General features: G+C 60.2%; 13 protein-coding genes, 1 rRNA gene and 2 pseudogenes. 11 read left to right on the top strand and 5 right to left on the bottom strand.

All coding sequences use genetic code 11. The features are described 5' to 3' along the window. A pseudogene (locus tag KVG87_RS25535) lies at positions 1 to 4,084 on the top strand (LapA family giant adhesin); the annotation flags it as partial. Between the two features lie 149 nt (positions 4,085 to 4,233). Next, on the top strand, positions 4,234 to 4,572 hold the full coding sequence (locus tag KVG87_RS25530; protein ID WP_016772279.1) for a hypothetical protein: 339 nt from the start codon (positions 4,234 to 4,236) through the stop codon (positions 4,570 to 4,572). A 116-nt stretch (positions 4,573 to 4,688) separates the two neighbouring features. Here KVG87_RS25530 and lapD read toward each other — a convergent pair whose 3' ends face one another. Both lapD and lapG read right to left on the bottom strand, forming a co-directional pair. Next, entirely contained in the window at positions 4,689 to 6,635 is a 1,947-nt protein-coding gene (lapD, locus tag KVG87_RS25525) for a cyclic di-GMP receptor LapD (RefSeq protein ID WP_217853210.1), read from the bottom strand. Between the two features lie 14 nt (positions 6,636 to 6,649). Further along, the gene (gene lapG, locus KVG87_RS25520) at positions 6,650 to 7,342 is read right to left on the bottom strand and encodes a cysteine protease LapG (RefSeq protein ID WP_056786901.1); all 693 of its coding nucleotides are present in this window, start codon (positions 7,340 to 7,342) and stop codon (positions 6,650 to 6,652) included. Positions 7,343 to 7,538: 196 nt separating this feature from the next. On the opposite strand from lapG, the gene KVG87_RS25515 reads away from it, so the two are divergent. The 5 genes from KVG87_RS25515 to KVG87_RS25495 all read left to right on the top strand — a co-directional run bounded on the left by KVG87_RS25515 (position 7,539) and on the right by KVG87_RS25495 (position 14,546). Further along, on the top strand, positions 7,539 to 8,249 hold the full coding sequence (locus KVG87_RS25515; protein ID WP_056786898.1) for a GntR family transcriptional regulator: 711 nt from the start codon (positions 7,539 to 7,541) through the stop codon (positions 8,247 to 8,249). Between the two features lie 701 nt (positions 8,250 to 8,950). Further along, entirely contained in the window at positions 8,951 to 9,727 is a 777-nt protein-coding gene (locus KVG87_RS25510; protein ID WP_217853208.1) for a DUF3050 domain-containing protein, read from the top strand. Next, a complete protein-coding gene (locus KVG87_RS25505; RefSeq protein ID WP_217853206.1) occupies positions 9,724 to 10,653 on the top strand; it encodes a diiron oxygenase in 930 nt (309 codons plus the stop codon). Before KVG87_RS25510 ends, KVG87_RS25505 begins: the two co-directional genes overlap by 4 nt. Positions 10,654 to 10,663: 10 nt before the next feature. Further along, the gene (locus KVG87_RS25500) at positions 10,664 to 14,056 is read left to right on the top strand and encodes a non-ribosomal peptide synthetase (RefSeq protein WP_217853204.1); all 3,393 of its coding nucleotides are present in this window, start codon (positions 10,664 to 10,666) and stop codon (positions 14,054 to 14,056) included. Positions 14,057 to 14,078: 22 nt separating this feature from the next. Further along, a complete protein-coding gene (locus KVG87_RS25495) occupies positions 14,079 to 14,546 on the top strand; it encodes an SRPBCC family protein (protein ID WP_217853201.1) in 468 nt (155 codons plus the stop codon). 144 nt (positions 14,547 to 14,690) lie between these two features. Here KVG87_RS25495 and KVG87_RS26390 read toward each other — a convergent pair whose 3' ends face one another. Both KVG87_RS26390 and KVG87_RS26385 read right to left on the bottom strand, forming a co-directional pair. Continuing rightward, positions 14,691 to 15,476, bottom strand: coding sequence for a methyl-accepting chemotaxis protein (locus KVG87_RS26390; RefSeq protein ID WP_370593577.1), 786 nt, complete (start codon positions 15,474 to 15,476; stop codon positions 14,691 to 14,693). Positions 15,477 to 15,545: 69 nt separating this feature from the next. After that, positions 15,546 to 16,571: pseudogene (locus tag KVG87_RS26385) on the bottom strand (HAMP domain-containing protein); the annotation flags it as partial. Between the two features lie 311 nt (positions 16,572 to 16,882). Between KVG87_RS26385 and KVG87_RS25485 the strand changes: the two are divergent. From KVG87_RS25485 to KVG87_RS25470, 4 genes are all read left to right on the top strand, one after another. After that, on the top strand, positions 16,883 to 17,383 hold the full coding sequence (locus KVG87_RS25485; RefSeq protein ID WP_217853197.1) for a sigma-70 family RNA polymerase sigma factor: 501 nt from the start codon (positions 16,883 to 16,885) through the stop codon (positions 17,381 to 17,383). Continuing rightward, positions 17,383 to 18,384, top strand: a complete 1,002-nt coding sequence (locus KVG87_RS25480; protein ID WP_217853195.1) for a FecR domain-containing protein — start codon at positions 17,383 to 17,385, stop codon at positions 18,382 to 18,384. Before KVG87_RS25485 ends, KVG87_RS25480 begins: the two co-directional genes overlap by 1 nt. 83 nt (positions 18,385 to 18,467) lie before the next feature. After that, positions 18,468 to 20,969 (top strand): TonB-dependent siderophore receptor, encoded by a 2,502-nt coding sequence (locus tag KVG87_RS25475; protein WP_217853193.1) that lies wholly within the window; start codon positions 18,468 to 18,470, stop codon positions 20,967 to 20,969. 76 nt (positions 20,970 to 21,045) lie between these two features. Next, the gene (locus KVG87_RS25470; RefSeq protein ID WP_217853191.1) at positions 21,046 to 22,224 is read left to right on the top strand and encodes a PepSY-associated TM helix domain-containing protein; all 1,179 of its coding nucleotides are present in this window, start codon (positions 21,046 to 21,048) and stop codon (positions 22,222 to 22,224) included. Positions 22,225 to 22,290: 66 nt separating this feature from the next. On the opposite strand, the gene rrf is transcribed toward KVG87_RS25470, so the two are convergent. Beyond that, positions 22,291 to 22,406, bottom strand: a 5S ribosomal RNA gene (rrf, locus tag KVG87_RS25465). Positions 22,407 to 22,514: the final 108 nt, after the last annotated feature.

The following is a 22,514-nucleotide window of genomic DNA, read 5'->3' as shown; positions in this document are numbered from 1 at the left end:
TAACTTCGAAAATCTCGTCGCCGACAAGACCCCGGTCAGCACCACCGTGACCGACACCGTCGACACCACCAATCTGTCACTGAGCGCAACCGGCTCCGTGGCGGAAGGTGGCCAGATCACTTACACCGCGACCCTGACCAACGCCGCAGGCTCGCCAGTGACCGTGACCCTGTCGAACGGTGCCGTGATCACCATCAAAGCGGGCGAAACCACCGGCACCGTGAACGTTCCAGCGCCAGCTGACGACGTCTACAAAGACGCCGGCACCGTGCAGGCGACCATCAGCAGCGCCACCGGAGGCAGCTTCGAAAAACTGGTATCGAGCACCACGCCAGCGGTGACCAGCGTCACCGACACCGTCGACACCACCACCGTCAGCATCACTGGCAGCAGCTCGGTGACCGAAGGCCAGACCGCCAGCTACACCGTCAGCCTCAATCACCCGGCGCAGACCGAAGTGACCCTGAAAATCGTCTACAGCGGCACTGCTGCCGACGGTTCGGACTTCACCGGTGTGTACACCGTGAAGATCCCGGCGGGCGCCAGCAGCGCGCAGTTCAACGTCGCCACCCTCGATGACAAGATCACCGAAGGCACCGAGAACTTCGTGGTCAAGATCGATTCGGCTACCGGCGGCAACTTCGAGAACCTCGCGGTCAGCAGCACCAATGGCAGCGTCAGCACCTCGATCATCGACAACGATGCACCACCGGTGCTCGATCTGGATGCCAACAACTCCAGCGGAGCGACCGGTGCCGATTACAAAGTGACGTTCACCGAGAACACCCCGGGCGCCGGCGTGTCGATCGCTGACACCGACATCAGCATCACCGACCCGGACAGCACGATGCTGACCGGTGCCACCGTGGTGCTGACCAACCGTCAGGACGGCGATGCGCTGAATCTGGGCAACAGCGTCAACGGCATCACCATCAATGCCAACAGCACCAACGGCACGGTGACCCTGACGCTCTCGGGTAACGCGACCCTGGCCGACTACATGCAGGCCATCAAGAACATCAGCTTCACCAACAGCAGCGAAAACCCGAGCACCGTGCCGCGCGTCATCACCGTGACGGTGACCGATGGCGGCAATTACTCCAACACCGCGACGACCACGGTCAACGTGGTGGCGGTCAACGATGCACCGGTTGCTGCGCCGAGCAATGTCACCGGCACCGAAGACACGCCGCTGGTGCTCGGCTGGTCGACCTTCGGCGTCAGCGATGTCGACAGCCCGGCGAGCAGCCTCGGTATCAAGATCACGCAGCTGCCGGGCGAGGGCAAACTGCAGTATCTGGACGGCTCGACCTGGAAGGATGTTGCCAACAACCAGACCTTCAGCAAGGCCGACATCGACGCCGGCAAGCTGCGTTTCCTGCCGGATGCCAACGAGTCGGGCACCAACGGTTACGGCGGCACCGGCCTGGGCAACAAGCAGGCGGACTACGCACAGATCAAGTTCCAGCCTACCGATGGCCAGGCGCTGGGCAGCACCGGCACAGTGAAGATCGACATCACGCCAGTGGCGGATGCGCCGACCGTGGCCGTGGCCGATAACAGCGTTAAATCCACAGGCCTGATCAAGGAGGTCTGGACCGGTCTGTCGGGCCTGGGCACTGATGGCAGCGGCGCTAACTCGACCACCCTGAAAAACGTCATCGATGCGGCCGGCAAACCGAACTCCAGCGCCAACGTCACCAACGTGCAGTCTGACGGCAGTGTCGCCGCCGGTACGGCGTCGAAGACCTCTGGCCTGATCTACCTGGAAGCCGGCAAGACCTACAGCTTCAGCGGCGTGGCCGATGACAGCCTGCTGATCACCATCGGTGGAAAGAACGTGGCGTCGGGTACCTGGGGCGCGGGCGGTGCGATCAACGGTTCGTTCACCCCGACTACCAGCGGTTACTACACGCTCGACATCTACCACCACAACCAGAGCGGCCCGGGCAGCTACGACGTCAACCTGTCGGTCAACGGCAGCACGCCAATCGATCTGAGCAACGCCGGCGTGCCGATCTACACCGGCGTGCAGGACCTGATCAACTCGGGCGTGACCGTCTCCGATCTGCACGGCACCAACGGCGAAGGTTATTACGACGGCTACAAGCTCAACACCGGCGCTGAAGGCACCACAGTGAAACTGTCGGCGATCAGCACTGCGCTGACCGACACCGACGGCTCGGAAACCCTGAGTGTGAAGATCAGCGGCGCACCGGTCGGTTCAGTGCTCAGTGATGGCGCGGGGCATACCTTCACCGTTACCGCGAGCAATGGCGAAGCCAACGTCACCGGCTGGAACCTCGGCTCTCTGACCGTGACTCCGCCGACCTACTACAACGGCCAGTTCAACCTGACCGTGACTTCGACGTCCACCGAACAAGTCGGCGGCTCGGCAAGCAGCACCGCGACCATTCCGGTCACGGTAGTGCCTGCGGTGTACAACGCGGTCACCGCCACCTCGGGTGATGACAACGTCACCGGCACCGACGCCAACGACATCATCGTCGCTGACATCGGCGGGCTGACCGTGGTGCCGGGCACCAACTACAACATCGCGTTCATGGTCGACAGCTCGGGCAGCATGAGCACCTCGTCGCTGAACGCCGCAAAAGACTCGCTGACCTCGGTGTTCAACAGCCTCAAGCAAAGCCTGGGCGGCAGCAACTCGGGTACGGTGAACATCTTCCTGGTGGACTTCGATACCCAGGTCAACAAGTCGGTGTCGGTGAATCTCAACGACCCGAACGCGCTGACGATGCTCAAAGCCGTACTCAACTCGATGGGCTCTGGTGGCGGTACCAACTACGAGGACGTGTTCAAGACCACGGCCAACTGGTTCCAGAGCGCCGACGCAGTGGCCAACACCGGGGCGAAGAACCTCACGTACTTCATCACCGATGGCCAGCCGACTTACTACCAGACCGGCGAGCAGACCAACCCGACGCTGTATGGCAACGTGAAACTCGACAGCGTGGTAAACACCAGCAACTACAAGCAGGGCGACACGTTCAGCACCTACATCGACAACTCGCACTACCTGACCATCAACAGTGCCGGCAGCGTTGTGCTGCAAACCTACAACTCGTGGTGGGGCTGGAGCAGCGAGACCCTGGGCACGATTCATGCGCAGGGCGACGGTACTTATGAGTTGTCGAACCTCGCGGGTACCGGCAACAGCACCAACTCGTCGACGACCAGCAATTCGACCAGCGGCTTTGCCTTGTTGAGCGGGTTGTCGAGCGTCGAAGCCATTGGTCTGAACAACGACGTCAGCCTCAACGACCTCAAGCCGTACGACTCGGACAAAACGCCGCAAACCAACATTGATCCGAAGGACCTGGCCAACTCGATCATCGGCCATACCGAAGCGACGATGCCGGGTAACGACACCGTCAACGGTGGCGAAGGCAACGACATCCTGTTCGGCGATCTGGTCAGCTTCAACGGCATTGCCGGCGAGGGTTACCAGGCGATGCAGGCGTTCGTTGCCAAAGAGACCGGCGTCGACGTCAGCAAAGTCAGCACCAGCAACGTGCACCAGTACATCACCGAGCACTATCAGGCGTTCGATGTATCCGGTGCGCACGATGGCAACGACACGCTGCTCGGTGGCGCGGGCAATGACATCCTGTTCGGCTCGGGCGGCAACGACCTGCTCGACGGCGGCAAAGGCAATGACATCCTGCTCGGCGGCACCGGTAACGACACGCTGATCGGCGGTCAGGGCAATGACATCCTGATTGGCGGTTCCGGTGGCGACACCTTCGTCTGGAAGTCGGGCGACACCGGTAACGACGTGATCAAGGATTTCAAAGCCAGCGAAGGCGACCGCATCGACCTGCGCGACCTGTTGCAGGGCGAGACCGGCAGCACGATCGACAACTTCCTGAAGATCACCACAGTGGATGGCACGTCGTCGCTGCAAGTCAGCTCGGCGGGCAAATTCAACTCGGGCGATGCCGCTGCGGCCACGCCGGACGTGACGATCAAACTGGAAGGCAACAACTGGGCGAGCGCCAACCTGCACAACCTGATTGCCGGCAGCGACCCGACCATCAAGGTCGATCACAACAACAGCTGAGGCTGAAACAACAACGGCCGCCTCCTGTGAGGCGGCCGTCGCGTTTGCGGGCAATGTAGCGGTGACGATTTCATCGGCGCCCCGCATACTGGCGCGCAGTTGGCTATGCTGCTGACAGCATGACGCTGTTCATTTGTGAGGGATGCTCAATGTTTTACGTGCAACGCGATGCGCAAGGCCAGTTGATTCGCGTGGAAGCTGCGGCGTACGCCGAGGCCACGGAAACGCTGCCCGCCGATAACCATGAGATTCAGGCGTGGTACGCCAACGAAGCCGTGGAAAACAGCCTCAAACAGCTCAAGCAGAGCGACTTTGAAATGATTCGGGTACTCGACGACCTGATTCAGGTGCTGACCCAGAAAGGCGTGATCCGCGTCACTGACCTGCCAGCGGCGGCCCAGGCCAAACTGATGGATCGTACCCAAGCACGTGAAGCGCTGGGCGGGTTGAGCCAGTTGATCGATGAGGATGAGGGCGGGTTGATCTGATCCTGGATCTTCACCGACTGGACTGGCCCTTTCGCGAGCAGGCTCGCTCCCACACTGGAATGCATTCCAAATGTGGGAGCGAGCCTGCTCGCGAAGGCGGCATCACTGAAGACAAGTTACTTCCAGGGCTTCGGCTCACCGAGCAACTGCCCCTGCACGCCATACAAGCCCATCTCGCGAATCACTGACAACTCCCCTTCAGTCTCGACCCGTTCGGCAATCAGCGGCAGATCGATGCTGTGCGCTGCGCGCTGGATCGCTTCGATGAACAGACGCTTGTCGCTCTCCTGATCAATCGCGCGAATGTAGCTGCCGTCGATCTTCAAGTACGCCAGACCCAAGCGCGCCAGGTTGCCGATCATGCTGAAGCGCCCGCCGAAGCGCTGCAGGCTCAGCGAGAAACCGAGCTCGCGCAGGCGTCGGGTCAACTGCTCCAGCACCGCCTGTTCAGGCAATTGCTCCTCGCCGATCTCCAGAGTCAGGCGTGCGCCGAGATTGGAATGCGCGCGCAGAATCTCGAAGACTTTGTTCAGCGCCTGCGGGTCGGCCAGCGTTGCCGAGGACAGGTTCAGCGCCAGCGAATCCTCGTGCCCCTTCATCTGCTCGAGCACGCGTTCGAGCATCAGCCGATCGAGCCGCGCGGTCCAGCCGAAGCGCTCCAGCCACGGCAGAAAGCGCCCGGCGGGAATGGTCTGACCCTGCTCGTCGAGCAAGCGCGACAGCACCTTGTAATGCAGCACCAGTTGCGTGTCCTGCGCAGCGACCACGGGCTGGAAGTACAGCTCGAAACGCTGCTGACTCAAGGCCTGATCCAGCAGTCGATGCCAAGCGTGATGGTCGTCACCGACCTCCGCCACCAGACTCTGATCGATGCACGCCCAATTCTGCTCGCCCTGCCCTTCGGCCTGTGCGAGCGCCTGATCGCCCAGTGTCAGCACCGCTTGCGGGGAGTCGCCGTGAGCGAAGGGCGCTAGCCCGATCGAAGCCACCGCTGGCACATCAGTCGCGCCAGTGGCATGCAGGCTGCTCAAGGCATTGTCGAGATTCTGCGCCAGCTGCAGCGCTTCCTCACGCACCAGCCCCGGCGCCAGCACGGCGAATTCACCGCCGCGAATACGCGTGACCAAGTCCTGGGTTTGTGGATATCTGGCGCACTCGCGGGTCAGTTGCTCACCGACAGCCTTGAGCAATTGGTCGGTACGCTGGCCGCCGAGACGCTGGTTGAGCCCGGCCAGATCCTTGACCCGCAACAGCAGCAAATAACCGGAACTGGCCTGCTCCGGGTTGCTCACACGGTTGTTCAGTTGCATTTCGAAATAGCGGCGGTTGGCCAGGCCGGTGAGGTTGTCCTGATAGGACTCGGTACGCAGTTTTTCACTGCGCTCGGCCTGCTCCTGAAACAGCGTCTTGAGCTTCTCGACCATCTGATTCATCGCCTGCACCACGCGACGCAATTCAGGCGTGCGCGGCAGATCCGGCAGGCTGAGAAACTCGCGGCGGGCAATCGCATGGGACTGCTGAACCATGTAATCGAGGGGCTTCAACTGCCGACGCAGCAACAGCGCGCCGAGCACCGCACTCAATGCACCGCAGATCAGCAACCAGCCAAGGCTGCCCAGTGCGCTCTGCCACAGCTTGGCCACGGCGAACATCGGATGGCTGACCACCTCGACCCGCGCCGCCTGCTCCCAGCCACGGCTGACCAGCGCATCACCACCGGCCGGCTCGAGACCGATCAATTTGACGAACCAGTCCGGCACGTTGCTCACCGCCGGGGTACCGCTGCGCTCGACAATGGTCTGGTCGGTCTTCACGTCGACCACGCGGATGCTCGCGTAATAACCGCTGTCGAAAATCGAACTGACCAGCAGCTCGACCATCGCCGGGTCGTCGATATTCGGCGTCAGCGACAATGCCAGCGCCGTCGCCGCGTCCTGTGCGTGGGAGCGCAACTGGTTGACGTACTGGGTGCGCGAGCTCTCCAGGCTGACCATGAAGCTGCCGGTGAAGGCCACGACCAGGAACAGACAGATAGCGATCAACAGCTGTTTGAACAAAGACATCTGAGCGCGTGCTCCTAGTTAGTCGTCTCGACCGGGAAACCTTCGGCCTGCATTTTTTTCAGCACATCCTGCCAGCGCGACAGGCGTTTGGTGTCGCCGACCTTTTTGTTGCCCTTGGCGCCGGGCAAATACAGGCCTTCGGCATTGAAAGAGTAGACCGGCAGCAAATCGGTCCGCTGCGCAGCCGGCTGGATCGGATCGATCAGGCTGTCGAGCACCAGCGGCATGGCATCGGGGGTCGCATAGTACGTCAACACCATGTGCGCGCGGTTCTGCCGCAGCGCCTTGACGTAGGTGATGCGCAGCTTGTCACTGGAAACGCCGAGATGGCGCAGGCTGAAATACTTGGCGATGGCATAGTCTTCACAGTCGCCGGCGCCCTTCCACAGCGCTTCGATCGGGGTTTCCCAGTAATCCACTTCGCGCCACAGATCGATGTCTTCGACGTAACGCACCTGCTTGTTGAAGAACAGGTTCACCACTTTGAGCTTGTCCATCTCACTGGCCTGCTTCTGCGTCGCCAGCAGATTCTGCCAGGCATCGATGCGCTGCTGCCCGGCGCCCAGTGGCCCATAAAGAGCAGTGGCCTTGCGGCTGATCGCGGAAAAATCCCAATCGGCGTGCAGACCGCCCAGCATGACGCCGGCCAGCAGCAATGCGCAGCCAAGCCAGCGCAAGGTCCGAGGGATCGCGAAACGTACCGCCACTGCAGGTTTCCAGAAGGACAGAAAGGAAGCGTTTGATGGTGAAGCTTAGCCCGGCAAAAAACAATGGCACCGTGAGATCATCGAAGACCCGCTAGACTTGAGATTGCCGCGCAACGTTTTACAAGGTTTGACAACCTGTAGAGCAATCACTAGTGTCATTTGGATCCAAATATTGCGACCTACAGGGTGTGTTGTCGTGACTCAGAAGCCCAAACCGCTGCACAGCATCAAAGTCGAAGGACCGATTCCTGCGCATCTGGCCCGGTCGGTGATTGAAGAAACCCTGCGCTCGGCCATTCTCGATGGCCGCCTGCCCTGTGGCACTGCGCTGCGCCAGCAGGATCTGGCCGATCTGTTCGGGGTCAGCCGCATGCCGGTGCGCGAAGCCTTGCGTCAGCTCGAAGCGCAAGAGCTGCTCAGCGTCACCACGCACAAAGGCGCCGTAGTCGCACCGCTGATCCAGGGCGATGCCGCTGAAACCTACGAGTTGCGCATTTTGCTCGAATCCGAGGCATTGCGGCAGTCCATTCCGCTGCTGACTGAGGCCGAGCATCAACTCGCCGCCGGCTACATCGAAGAACTGGAAGCGCAGCACGACTACAACGAGATCGGCCGCCTCAACCGTCTGTTCCACATGGCCCTGTACAGCAAGGCGCCCAATCAGCGACTGCTGCGTCTGGTGGAAGACGGTCTGAATGAAGAAGAACGTTTTCTGCGTTTCAATCTGGAAGCCATGGGCCTGGGCAAGCTGTCCCAGGATGACCATCGCGCCATGCTCCAGGCCGTGATCGAGCGGGACATCCCGCGCTCGCTCGAAATGCTGGAGCAGCACCTCAACCGTGGCGTCGAGGTCATCACCCGCTACCTCGCGACTCCCGCCGCACAGAAGCGCCACACCGCACGCTGATATCTCGTACGTCGAATAATCCCCTTACAAATCTTCGCGACCGCTCTGCTGCCGGGTCTGGCAGCGGATCGGCGTGCCCGCTGGCGACCGCCCCGACCCTGCCGACGCGTTTCCGCTGCCCGCCGATGACCAATCGGTAATAGCCCTGACGGCAATTTACCCGCACTCTTCCAGCGCCACCCCTACAGAACGGGGACGCGCCGCCCTGACGGCACAGTCCCCGCAACAGGAACCTACGGAAGGAGCCTTGTCACGGGAAACAGGAAGTCATGGCGCCGGTCCCGGCCAACTTTCGCCCCCTTTGAATTCATAAACTTCCCTTGTTTAAAAAGTTGCTTCGAGTGAGGCATTCACTCTTGTTATCGATTTTGGCCGTTATTAGCCGAAAGGAGTAACTACGCCCAAATAAAACTTGATCCGAAAGTTTTATCGGCCACTCTCATATTCAAAAAACAGCCAACTTAAAATAATTAAAAATAAACTTGTTAAATGCATTTGCCCTGTATTAGTTTTTCTCTCGCCAGGTTTGAACGTCGCCGTTCAGCGCGGCATACCTTACGCAGCAGATGTAGCAACCGTGGCGCCGCAACGGCGTTACAGCGCAATCAAGCTATTGCCCGGACAAGTTCCTATCCAACTTGCTCGACCATTTACAGCAATTGCAAAGAACCGTGCATTTCATATCAATGATAAAGGACATCATGATGCCTACTAAGCAGCAACTCGCCTTGAAGAAAGCCGAACTGAGTATTCATCCGATTTTTTCCGAGATTACTTCGTTATCGGTATTACGCCGTTTCATGGAAACCCATGTATTTGCCGTATGGGACTTCATGTCGCTGACCAAGCGCCTGCAACAGGAACTGACCTGCACGCGTTTACCCTGGTTGCCGCCGCGCGATCCCCACGCCGCTCGGTTGATCAACGAGATCGTGCTGGGCGAGGAATCGGACGATCGCCTCGATGCCGGCCACTACAGCCACTTCGAGTTGTACCTGGATGCGATGCGCGAAATCGGCGCGAGCACCACGGCGGTAGAGCGTTTCGTCGCATTGCAGCAGGAAGGTGTGAGTTATGACGTCGCGTTGCAGAGCGTCGACGTCGACCCGGCGGCGGCGCAGTTTGTCCGCGATACCTTGCGCGTCGCCCTGGAAGCGCCGGGACACAGCGTTGCCGCCGCGTTCCTGCACGGTCGCGAGAGCGTCATTCCGACGATGTTCCAGCGCATCCTCGATGACTGGGGCATCGGCATCGAACAGGCACCGACTTTCCGTTACTACCTGCAACGGCATATCGAAGTCGATTCCGAAGATCACGGCCCCGCCGCCGAGCAGTTGCTGGAGCGTCTGGTGGACGGCGATCCGCAGCGCGCAGCCGAGGTTTACGCCAGCGCCATCGCCGCCGTGGAAAGCCGCATCGCCTTGTGGGACGGGCTGCGCTTGAGCATGGGCGCAAAAGTTGCCGAGGTGGCCCAATGAACGCTGCCGACTATCGATCCTGCGCCGAGGCCTGGGAAAGCCGCGCGACCATCCGCACCCGTCCCCGGCGGCTGCTCGAAGACGATCAGCGCCTGATCTACCCGCTCAGCCGCCAGCCGCTGGTGCTCAGCGAAACCTTCCTGCGCGAATGCCCGGAGCAACGGGATTTCGCCCTGGTGCAGACGTTGTACAAATTCATCAACGACGTCGTGATTTTCGAGACTGAAATCGTCGACAAGACCGCCCGCAGCATTGCCAAGAATCGCTTCGCCGTGGCGTTCCCGTTCGCCTGTCGTTACGACGCGATGACCGTGGTGGTCGATGAGGATTACCACGCGCTGGTGGCCATGGATTTCATGCAGCAAACGGTGGCACTGACCGGTATCGAGCCGATTCAATTGCCCGATGAAATCGAGCTGAGCCGGGCGATTCCCGCCGCTGTTGCGCTGGCGCCGGAACACCTGCGCAGCGCGGTGGAACTGATCTGCGTGGCGATCGCCGAAAACACCGTGACTGGTGATGTCGCGGCGTTCGCCCGCGACGATTCGGTCAAGCCGTCGATCAAGGGCCTGATGGCCGACCACTTGCTCGACGAGGGTCGCCACTCGAGTTTCTGGGCGCGGATGGTGCGCATCTATTGGCACACCGCCAGCGACGCGGACCGCGAAACCATCGCGCAGATTCTCCCGGTGTTCATCGGCCATTACCTGACCAACGACATCCAGAAGTCCTTCGATTTGCGCCTGATCGACGCGCTGACGGTCAGCGAAACCACCCGCCACTCACTGCGCGAAGAAATCGCCGGACTGGCCTTCCCGATCAATCGCCACCACCCGTTGGTGGGCAACATCGTCAGGTTTTTCCACAACAGCTCGCTGCTCGACACACCGTGCGTGCAGCACGCCCTGCGCGACTATCTGGCTTGAGGAGGCCGACATGAAACGTCTCGACATTTTGCTCACCGGCGCCAGCCAGGCCATGACCGATCTGGCTCGGGAGCTCGAACAGCATGGCCATGCTGTGACCCGCAGCGGCGTGGCTCAAACGGCGGTGGATCTGATCATCGACGATGGCTTTATCGCTGCCGGCGATTTCTGCGCGATCCCGCATCTGCACCTGCGCCTGGGTGTCGCCGCGCAAGACCATGGCGGCCTGCCGACCCTCGACTTGCTGTGCTTCCTCGGCTCGTCGCTGATCCGCCGCGTACCCATCGGCGATGAGCCGTCCGGCAACGGTCAGTCGCTACGCCAACGAGCGCTCGCCCATGTGGTCGATGAAGTGGCGTTGCTGGTCAGCCGCTTTTCCCGCGATGCCGATTATTTGAGGCATGCCCCGGCCCTCAAAGCGCCGGATTTCGAACGGCTGGAAGATCTACTGTTTCTCGACAAACTGGCGTACGTCCACTGTCTCAATGACACGGCAAACCCGGCGCTGCTGGAGCAGGCGCAAATCCCGCTGATCGAGCGTCTGCAGCAAAGCCTGATCGAGCATGCCGAACGACCGGCGCTGCATGTCGGCGGGAAGACCATCAGCTACGAGCAGCTGCACGCCCACAGCCGCGCGATTCAACAGCGCCTGCGGCCCTTGCTCGAGCAACATCCGCAGCCGTGGGTGGTCGCTGTCTGCCAAGGCAAAAGCCCGGCACTGTTCGCCTCGATTCTGGCGATTCTCGGCAGCGGCGCGGTGTACTTGCCGCTGGAGCCGAGCCATCCTTTGCCGCGCCAGCAATACATCCTGGAAAACGCCGGCGCGGTGCTGTTGCTTCACGATGGACAACAGGCGCTCAGCGAGTCGATAGCGGGGCTGGATGTCAGTGGCATCGAAGCGCCGAACGCCGATCTCGACCGGCCGCTGATGCAGCACCGCCCGGAACTTCATGCGCCGTGCATGGCGCTCTACACCTCGGGCACCACCGGGCATCCGAAAGGCGTGCTGCTCAGCCAGGTCAATCTCGCCCACTTCACCGCGTGGTACGCCGATTACGTGCAGCTGCACGCCGAGAGTCGGGTGTTGCAGTTCTCTTCGCTAAGCTTCGATTCGTCACTGATCGACATCTTCCCCAGCCTGCTCGCAGGGGCGGAACTGATCGTGCCCGACGACACCCAGCGCCGCGATCCTTTGCAACTGATTGCGCTGATTCGCCGGCGGCAACTGACCCACGCCTTCCTGCCACCGGCGCTGTTGAGCATCCTGCTGCTGGAACAACTGGAGGGCGTGCAGGTGATGACCGGCGGTGATGTCTGCGAGCCGTACGTCATCGAGCAACTGACCCGCCAAGGCACCCTGCACAACCTGTATGGCCCGACCGAAGCCACCGTGCTGATCACTGCGCGCCAGCTCAAACCGGGCGACAGCAACCGCACGCTGGGAGGGCCGATCGCCAACAGTCGGGTGCTGATTCTCGACGACGATCTGCAACCGGTGCCCGATCAAACCGTCGGTGAACTGTTCATCGTCGGCCCCGGTGTCTGCCTCGGTTACCTGAACAATCCGCAGCAGACCGCCGAGCGTTATCTGAGCCTGTCGCTGCCCGGCGGCGAAACCCTGCGCGCCTACCGCAGCGGCGACATGGCCAAGTGGGGCGAGCACGGTATCGAGCTGTGCGGGCGGCGCGACAATCAGGTGAAAATCCGTGGCTTTCGCGTCGAGCCGGAAGAGATCGAGCGCTGCCTGCGCGAGAGCCGCTTGTATCGGCAGATCGCCGTGGTCATCGACAGTCAGCGGCGCATTCTGGCGTTCCTCGCCCAGCCACAGACCGAGACTGCCCGCGACGCATTGAAGGCTCACGCCCGGCAGTTTCTGCCGGACTACATGCAACCGGGAGCGTGGACCGAACTGGCGCAGATGCCATTCGCCAGTAACGGCAAAGTCGATCGCAAGGCGCTGTTGGCATTGCCGGTGACGGTGCAGGACAGCGCTGCGAAATGCCTGCCGGCCAACGCTGACGAAGCGCTGCTTCTGGAGATCTGGGCCGAATTGCTGGAGCTGCCGACCAGCGACATTTCCACCGACGAAAGCTTCTTCAATCTCGGCGGTCATTCGATTCTGCTGTCGCGGATGTTGCTGCGCTTGCGTGAGGAATTCGGCCGGAGCATTTCGATCAATCGCTTCATCGAACAGCCGACCATCAGCAAACTGGCGATGCTGGTGCGCGGCAGCGACGACAGCGCGGTACTCAGCGCCCAAGCCATGGCCGACGCCGAGCGCACGCTGGATATAGAACCGCTGCCGATCAGCCGCATGGGCGATGTGCACAAGGTCATCGTCACCGGTGCCAACAGTTTCGTCGGCGTGCACATCGTCGAAGCGCTGCTTGGTTGGGGCGCCAGCGAAGTGGCCTGTCTGGTCCGCGACGGCGCCGGGCAAACGGCGGCGCAACGTTTCGCTCAGGCATTGCGCGAAAACCGTCTGGAGCACCTCGACCTGAGCCGTGTGCGGGTTTACGCAGCTGATATCAGCCGTCCGCAACTGGGCCTGGGCGATGAGGAATATCAGCGCCTGGATCGCGAATTTGGCGCGCTGGTGCACAACGCCGCCAACGTCAACCACGTGCTCGATTACGAGTCCCTGGCGGCGGACAACGTCGAACCGATATTTGCCCTGCTGAAGCTGTGCGAAGGGCAGCGCAAAAAGGTCTTCAACTTTGTCTCGACGCTATCGGCATCCAGCACCGTGGATGACGCCGGTCGAGTGCTGGAACTGCCCGCCGCCGCGACGCCGCCGATCTATATTCGCAACGGCTACAACCTGTCGAAGTGGGTCGGCGAACGCATCCTCGAACGGGCGCGCGAGCGCGGTGTGCGGGTCAATCTGTATCGCCCTGGCAACGTCAGCTTCAACAGCCTCAGCGGTGTTTGTCAGCCGCACAAGAACCGTTTGATGCTGATGCTCAAGGGCTCGATCCAGCTCGGTCAGGTACCGGCCTTTGCGCTGAATTTCGACCTGATGCCGGTGGACTTTCTCGCCCGCTTCATCGCCTTCCATGCCAGCCGTTATTCAGCGCAACGCGCGGTGTTCAATCTGCACAATCCCGAGCCGCTGAGCTGGGATGCCTACGTCGCTTCGTTCCGCGAAACCGGCAGCGAGTTTTCGCTGGTCAGCGTCGCCGATTGGCAACAGCAACTGAGTCGGGTCGACGCCGACAACGCGCTGTTCGGCGTGCTCGGGTTCTACCTCAATGGTTTCGAAGAAGACATCGGCGACATCTCGCTGATCGGCCACGCCAACGCCGAGGCCGGCGTGCAGCAGATGGGCGCGCACTACCCACAGAAATCCCCGGCGCTGCTGCGTCGCGGCTGCGACTACCTGAAAGAAATCAACTTCATCTGACGCATCCCAAAGGAGCAACACCATGAGCAATCTGCAACCCGACACCCTGATCAAAAACCCGCAAGGCTGCCACGTTGTGTCGTCGGTGGAAGTGCCGGCGGACGCGGCACAAGTCTGGGCGGTCGTTGGCGATTTCGCTGGCTTCGATCGATTCATTCCGGCGCTGTCGCACACCGAAATGACCGGCGAGGGCGTGTCATCGCTGCGCAAGAAAATCTTCAAGGACGGCAACGTCGTGGTCGAACAGCTCAACTCGCGCGATGAACAGGCGCGGCGCATGACCTGGACGACGATCTACAACACGTTGGGGGTGGCGAACCTATGGGCGGCGATGCAGGTGGAATCGCTGAGCGCAGGGAAGTCGCGAGCGACCTGGACGATCATTGCCGAACCCGCTTCCGGTGGGGAAGAGGCGTTGCCGGGGTTCAAGGATTTTGTGCAGGGGTTTGCCGATGATGCGATGGGGAATGTGCTGAAGCTGTTTGTCTAAGGCTTCGGCTTTGCGGTGATTGTCAGACCGCTTTCGCGAGCAGGCTCGCTCCCACATTTTGATTGCATTCCCTGTAGGAATGCGGTCAATTTGTGGGAGCGAGCCTGCTCGCGAAGAACGATAACGCGGTCTGCGATCTATGAATCAGATCTTGAAACTGTCGACCAATTGCTTCAGGCGATTGGCCTGCTGCGACAACGCATCACAATCCTTCAACGTTTCATTGAGGTTGGCCACGCTCTGCTGGTTCAACAGGTTGATCTGGTTGACGTCGACGTTGAGAGTTTCCACCACGGCAGTCTGCTCTTCGGTCGCTGCTGCAACCGATTGGTTCATACCGTCGATTTCGCCGATGCGCTGGGTCACGCTGACCAGGCGCAGACCGGCCTGATTCGCCACCTCCACGCTTTGCTCGCTGGACGCCTGACTGGCGTTCATCGTGCTCACCGCTTCGCGCGAACCGACCTGCAGCGAGGTGATCATCTTGTGGATTTCTTCCGCCGATTCCTGAGTGCGATGCGCAAGGTTGCGCACCTCATCGGCAACCACGGCAAAACCGCGCCCGGCTTCACCGGCACGCGCGGCCTCGATGGCAGCGTTGAGCGCCAGCAGGTTGGTCTGCTGCGAGATGCCCTTGATCACATCGAGAATGTGGCCGATGTTATCGGTGCTGGCGTTCAGGGTTTCGATCTGCGTGCACGACAGGCTGATCTTCTGCGACAGCTCGGTCATCGCCTGAATGGTTTGCTCGACCACCTGACGACCGTCGTCAGCTTGCTCGCTGGCGCCGCTGGCGTGCTGCGAAGCATCCGCCGCGTTGCGCGCGATTTCCTGAGTGGCCGCGCCCAGCTGATTGATCGCCGCCGCGACGCTGTTGGTGCGCGCACTTTGCTCGTCGGAACCGACGATCGAAGCGTTGGACGACGCCATCACCCGTTGCGACAGGTCATGTACGTGACGGGTCGCCGACGACACTTCGGAAATCGATGCGTGAATCCGTTCAACGAACTGGTTGAACGCGCTGCCCAGTTCACCGAACTCGTCTTTGCTCTCGACCAGCAGACGCCGGGTCAGATCGCCCTCGCCCTGGGCAATGTCTTTCATCGCGCGGCCCATGGTGATCAGTGGACGCATCAACACATTGATCAACAGGCTCAACAGCAACGCAATCGCCGCGACCGCGACAAACATGGCGATCAACGCCGAGGTGCGGAATTGGCTGAGTGCAGCGTAGGCCTTGTCGCGATCGATCGACAGACCGATGTACCACTGCGCATTCGGCAGATCGCTGACCGGGGTGAACGAGAGAATGCGTTCCTGGCCGTTGAGCACCACGTTCTGGTTGCCCTTCTCGATGCGCACGCTGGTGTTCGGGTAGATGTCCTTGAGGTTTTTCATTACCTGATCTTTGTCCGGGCTGACGATCACCTGACCGTCGGCACTGACCAGAAAGGCATGGCCGAGGCCACCGAAGTCCACCGAGTTGATGATCTTCACCAGGGTTTCCAGGCTCAGGTCACCGCCGACCACACCGAGCAATTCACCGTCCTTTTTCACCGGCATGGCGATGGTCACCACCAGGCCACCGACGGCCGCCATGTACGGCGGGGTCAGCATGGTTTTATCGGCGGCCACTGCCTGCTTGTACCAAGGGCGCTGACGCGGATCGTAACCGTCCGGCATCTTCGCATCGGGGCGCTGGGTGAAGACACCGTTGGCCTGGCCGACGTAAGTGAACTGGAAGTTCGACGTGAAGGCCGGTTGATCGACAAGACCGGGGAGGTCGGCATTCCTGCCTTGATGGGCAACGTTCTGCGCGAGGTTTTCCAGTACCAGAATGCGCCCGCTCATCCAGTTCTGCACGCTGCTGGCGGTCAGGTCACCGGCCTGTTGCACGGAGGACTGCAGGTTCTGGCGAATGGTGTTTCGCTGCAGATAATCGTTGTAGAGCGTGAACAACGCGAACGCCAGGACCACGACGCCCGAAGCGGCCAGGAGGATTTTATGGCTGAACTTGAGATTCATTTCATGGGACTTCTTATGCCAAAAGTGGGGATGCGTTCCGGTTGCAACATTCCATGTAAAGCGCAGGCAGCGTTCTTCTGGCTGCTCTACTTTGGTGCACGCATTTCTCACCAGTCTGTCGGCCAACGGCGGAGAAATCTTAGGGGCGCGTGAGAAATGGGCGGGTTTTGGACAGGATTCCCGCCGAACGGCGTGCCAGAGCGGCTGCGAGGGAATTTTTCGCATCGACATAGGCGCGACAGTTGCAAAATCTGTAACCCTTGATGACAATGCGATTAATTATCATTTGTGACGTTCGGGCTGGCGTGGTCATGTCTTCACCTGAGTTGGTCGTACAGGCGCTTTACGGTAGTCATCACGGCTGGCTCAACGCTTGGCTGCGCGCGCGGCTGGGCAACGCAGCGGATGCGGCGGATCTGGCGCAGGACACTTTCGTGCGCCTGCTGCAACGCACCGAACGCCTTGAACTCAAAGCGCCCCGCGCCTTCCTGCGGACCATCGCGCGTGGCCTGGTGATCGATCACTGGCGCCGCGAGGAAATCGAGCGGGCCTATGTGGAAACCATTGCTCATTTGCCTGAAGGCGAAGTACCTGACGCCGAATCGCGCGCGTTGGTGCTGGAACTGCTGGAAAGCATTGCGCGCATGCTTGAGGGATTGAAGCCGAGAGTGCGTCAGGCGTTTCTCCTGGCGCAGTGCGAAGGTTTGACTCACAAACAGATCGCCGAGCTGTTGGGCGTATCGGTACGTTCTGTGGAACGCTACGTCGCCGATGCGCTGTATCACTGCTATGTGTTGCGGTATGAAAGCTGATGCCTGTGGATAACCTCTCACTCGCTCGCCGCGTCGAACCGCGCCAACAGGTGGTCAAGCAAGCGATTCACTGGCTACTGCGGCTGCGCAACAACCACGGCAATTCGCGGCTGACTCGCCAATGCGAGCAGTGGCGCGCCGAGCATCACGAACATGAAATCGCCTGGCAGCGGGTGCAGTCGCTGCATGCCGAATTGAGTTCCAGTCTGCGCGCCGTGCAGGGTGCGCAGGTCGCTTTCAACACCTTGGAAAACAGTGCGCAGGGGCTGGGCCGACGCCAGGCTTTGAAGTTGTTGTCGGGCGCGCTATTGATGGGCTCCGCCGCGTGGCTGGCCAGGGACAGCGCCGCTTGGCAGCAATGGAGCGCCGACTACGCGACGGCGACCGGCGAACGGCGCGGTTTCCAGTTACCCGACGGCACGCGGATCGAACTCAACACCGCCAGCGCCGTGGACCTGAATTACACCACGCAGCAGCGCCTGATCAAACTGACCCGTGGCGAGATCATCGTTACCTGCGGAGGCTCTGACGAAGGCGCGGCGGCCGATCGACCGCTGCGCGTAGAGAACCGCCACGGCAGTTATGCGCCGGTCGATGGGCGTTTCATTTTGCGTCAGGAAGAACAGTGCACGCGGCTCAGCGTTACTCGTGGCCGGGTGTTGGTTCACGCTGGCGGTCATTCCCTCGAAGCACTCGCCGGGCAGAGTTTTCTGGTCGATCAAAGCGGTTTGCGCGCAGCGCCGACGCCGGATATGGACGCGGGCGCCTGGCTCGACGGCTTGATTGTCACGCGCAATATGCGGCTGGGTGACTTCCTCGCTGAAGTCGGCCGTTATCGCCCGGGTTATCTCCATTGTTCGGCGGAGATCGCAGACCTGCGCCTTTCTGGGGTGTTCCGTCTGGAGGACACCGACAGGCTGCTGGCGGTCCTGCCGCAGACGCTGCCGGTGCAATTGCGTTATCGCACCCGCTGGTGGGTGACCCTGGAACGCGCGGCGTGATTATTTGGCGGGTTTTCGCAGGCAGTCCGGCTTAGTCAGTAAGTACTTCAACTCAGCCCCGCGACTGCCTACGGAAATCCACAATGACTGTCCGCGCCACTTGTAAGAACCCTCTGAATTTCACTGCAGAATCGACACTACTGCGCCATGCGGTTCGCGCGGCACTGCTGACCACCGCGCTGGGCGTCAGCGTATTACCGAGCCTGAGTCTGGCCGCCAACACCGGCACCGAGATCAGCCACCGCTACAACATTGCTGCCGGGCCATTGGGCGAGGCGTTGAATCAGTTTGCCCGGCAGGCCGGCATCACCTTGGCGATGACGCCGCAACAGACTCAAGGTCAGCAATCTCCCGGCGTGCAGGGCGAATATTCGACCGACCAGGCCTTGAGCCATTTGCTCGGCGGCTCAGGACTGGAAGCCGTCAGCCAGGACGGCAGCATTTACATCCTGCGCCCGCTGGCTGAAAGCGAAGCGCTGGCCTTGCCGACCACCGACATCAAAGGCTTCGCCCTCGGTAACGCGCTGGGCAGCATGGCCGGCTACAACGCCACGCACAGCCAGATCGCCACCAAGACCAGTACCGCCCTGCTGGAGACCTCGCAAAGCGTATCGGTGGTCACGCGCGAGCAAATGGATGACCAAGGCTCGCAGACCGTCTCGCAAGCGATGCGCTACGCCCCGGGCGTGCTGACCAACCCGTATGGCGCTACGCACCGTTACGACTACGTGGCGATGCGCGGTTTCAACGACGGCTCGGTGGACAACATCTACCTCGACGGCCTCAAGTCGATGGGCGACAGCGGCACCTACAGCACCATGCAGGTCGATCCGTATTTCCTTGAGCGTGTGGACATTCTCAAAGGCCCGTCATCGGTGCTGTACGGTCGCAGCTCGCCCGGAGGCCTGGTCGCATTGACCAGCAAAAAGCCGTTGTATGAGGCCTACCATCAGGTGCAGGCGACAGTGGGGACGCAAGGCCAGCGTGGGGTTGGTTTTGACTTCAGCGGTCCGGTCGATGACGACAAGCGCATTGCCTATCGTCTGACCGGACTAAGCGATCAGTCCGACACGCAATTCGACCATAACAAGGAAAAACGCTTCGCCCTTGCGCCGACGCTGAGCGTCGATTTCAGCGAAGACACCTCGCTGACTCTGCAAGCCTATCTGCAGCACGATCCGGACGGCGGCTATCACGGCGGCGTTCCGGCGGACGGCACGATCCATCAGCGCAATGGCGAGCGCATCTCGCCGAGATTCTTCGAGGGCGAGCCGGGGATCGACGGCTACTCCCGTGACCAGCAATCGTTCGGCTACCAGTTCGAACATCGCTTCAACGACGTCTTCACGGCGCGGCAGAACTTTCGTTATCTCGATTCCAAAGTGAACATGGATCAGGTCTACGCCTATGGCTGGACCACCCCGACCAGCAATGAACTGAACCGCTATTACACCGGCGGTGATGAGCGCCTGCATGCGTTTATCGTCGACAACATGCTGCAGGCCGAATTCTTTACCGGCGCGACCAAGCACACGGTGCTGATGGGCGCGGATTATCAACGGCGCAAAACGGTGGTCGGCTGGACCAGCGGTGGCCTCGCGCCAATCAATGCGTTCAATCCGGTGTACGGCAACTCGGCGATCGAGATGTACGGCGACACCACCTATCTGCGCCGTCTGGAGCAGACCGGTGTGTATCTGCAAGACCTGATCGAGATGGACAAGTGGCGCTTCTCGCTGGGCCTGCGTCAGGACTGGGTGGAGACATCCGATGAAAACCGCATCGCCGAAGCGGGGCGTCCGGTTGGTACAGAGATCAATGATCGGCGCACGAAACTCACTGGGCGTGCCGGCGCTTTATATCTGTTTGATAACGGTCTGGCGCCATACATCAGCTACTCCGAGTCGTTTAACCCGAACTCCTATGCCGACAGCGCCGGTAATCCACTCGCCCCTACCGATGGCACACAGTGGGAAGTCGGTTTGAAGTATCAGCCGCCGGGCACCGATAACCTGTATACCGCCTCGCTGTTCCGCATCGACCAGGAAAATCTCGCGACCAAACTGCCGCAGGAAAACTTCTATCGCGCGGTCGGTGCCGTACGCTCGCAAGGTCTGGAGCTGGAAGCGCACATGCAACTGACCGATAACTTGAAAGTGCTCGGCAGTTACACCTTCACCGATATCGAATATTCCAAATCGATGATCAGCACCTTGAGCACGCCGACCGATGTCATCGAGAACAAGGGCAACTCACCGACTCAGGCGCCGCGTAACATGGCCTCGCTATGGGCTGACTACAAATTCGACAGCGCCGCACTTGATGGTCTGCGCCTAGGTGGCGGCGTGCGCTATGTCGGCTACAGCTGGGCTGATGCGGAGAACACGATGAAGGTGCCGTCTTACACGCTGTTCGACGCCTCGATTGGTTATGACTTGGGCAAGGTCGGCTTGAAAGGAGTGGATGTACGGCTCAACGCGAACAACCTGACCAATGAATCCTATGTCGCGTCCTGCGCCAGTCTGAACTTCTGCTACATGGGCGAAGAACGCAACGTAGCGGCGACCGTCAGCTATCAGTTCTAAAACTTTGTCCTGTGCATAAAAAAGCCAGCCCCTGATATCAGGGGCTGGCTTTGTCGTTTCTTCGGGGGTGTTCTGTATGCGTGCGTTTCTGGTTTTATTGCATCGATATATCGGCCTGGCCATTGCGGTGTTTCTATTGCTGGCGGGCCTTACAGGCAGTGTGCTGGCGTTCAATCATGAACTGGATGAATGGCTGAATCCGCAATTCTATAAAGCGACGTCAGTGGGTGAACGCCTGCCGCCCGGCGCGTTGGTAGAAGCGGTGCAGACTGCACATCCGAAACTGCAAGTCTGGTACATGGAGTATCCCCATGAGACGGGGCAGACGGCGCTGCTGGCAGCAGTTCCGCGCAACGATCCTGGGACGGGCCAGCCATACGACGAACGTAATCAAGTGTTCTATCTGGATCCGGTCAGTGCGGAACACAAAGGCGCCCGTTACTGGGGTGAGTGCTGTTTCAAGCGGGAGAACTTAATCCCGTTCATTCTGGAATTTCATTACAACCTGACATTACCGGGTAACTGGGGATTGCTGTTGATGGGTGGGGTGGCCATCGCGTGGGTGATCGACTGCTTTGTCGCATTGTTCCTGACCTTGCCGCGCGGCAAGCCCTTCTGGAAGAAGTGGGCGACTGCTTGGAAGGTCAAAGGCGGGCATGCCTACCGCTTGAACTTCGATCTGCATCGCGCCGGAGGATTGTGGCTGTGGTTACTGCTGTTACCGATCGCCGTCAGTAGCGTGGCGATGAACTTGCCAAGCCAAATGTTCAAGCCCGCTATCTCGTTGTTTTCGCCGATCGAGCCGAGCGTTTATGAAGCCAGAGGACGAATGCCCGCCAATCAACTGGGGACGACACATTTGAGTTATCAACAGGCGTACGAAAGGGCATTGCAGGAAGGGGAACGATTAGGGCTGACGGCGGCAATCGGCGAGTTGTATTACAGCTTTGAGTACAACTTCTACGGCGCAGGATTTGGACAGCACGATACGGACGCACACGGTAAATCCTGGTTGTTTTTTCACGGTACCGATGGCCGATTATTGGGACAGGAAATCGCTGGACAGGGCACGCTTGGAGAGCAGTTCTATCGACTTCAGTTGCCCATACATGGAGGACGGATCATCGGGGTGACAGGGCAGGTAATGATCGCGGTACTGGGTGTGTTGATTGCGGGGTTGTCAGGGACGGGAGTTTATATCTGGTGGCGCAAGTGGCAGGCAAGACGCAGCAGCAAGACTCGCAGAACGGCATGATCTTTCGTAGACGCTTAAATGACAAAACCCCTGTCTGCGTTAGCAGACAGGGGTTTCGGAATTCAATCTTGACGATGACCTACTCTCACATGGGGAAACCCCACACTACCATCGGCGATACATCGTTTCACTTCTGAGTTCGGGATGGGATCAGGTGGTTCCAATGTTCTATGGTCGTCAAGAAATTCTTTATCTGGCCCGTCAACACGGTAACAAGCCAGCAAAAACAGGAACTTCTACTAAAACAAAACCCCAACTGCTTTCGCAATTGGGGTTTCGGAATTTAATCT

The organism is Pseudomonas siliginis (genome assembly GCF_019145195.1).
In the GTDB taxonomy this organism is placed as follows: domain Bacteria; phylum Pseudomonadota; class Gammaproteobacteria; order Pseudomonadales; family Pseudomonadaceae; genus Aquipseudomonas; species Aquipseudomonas siliginis.
This window is presented reverse-complemented; position numbering and strand designations above follow the sequence as displayed.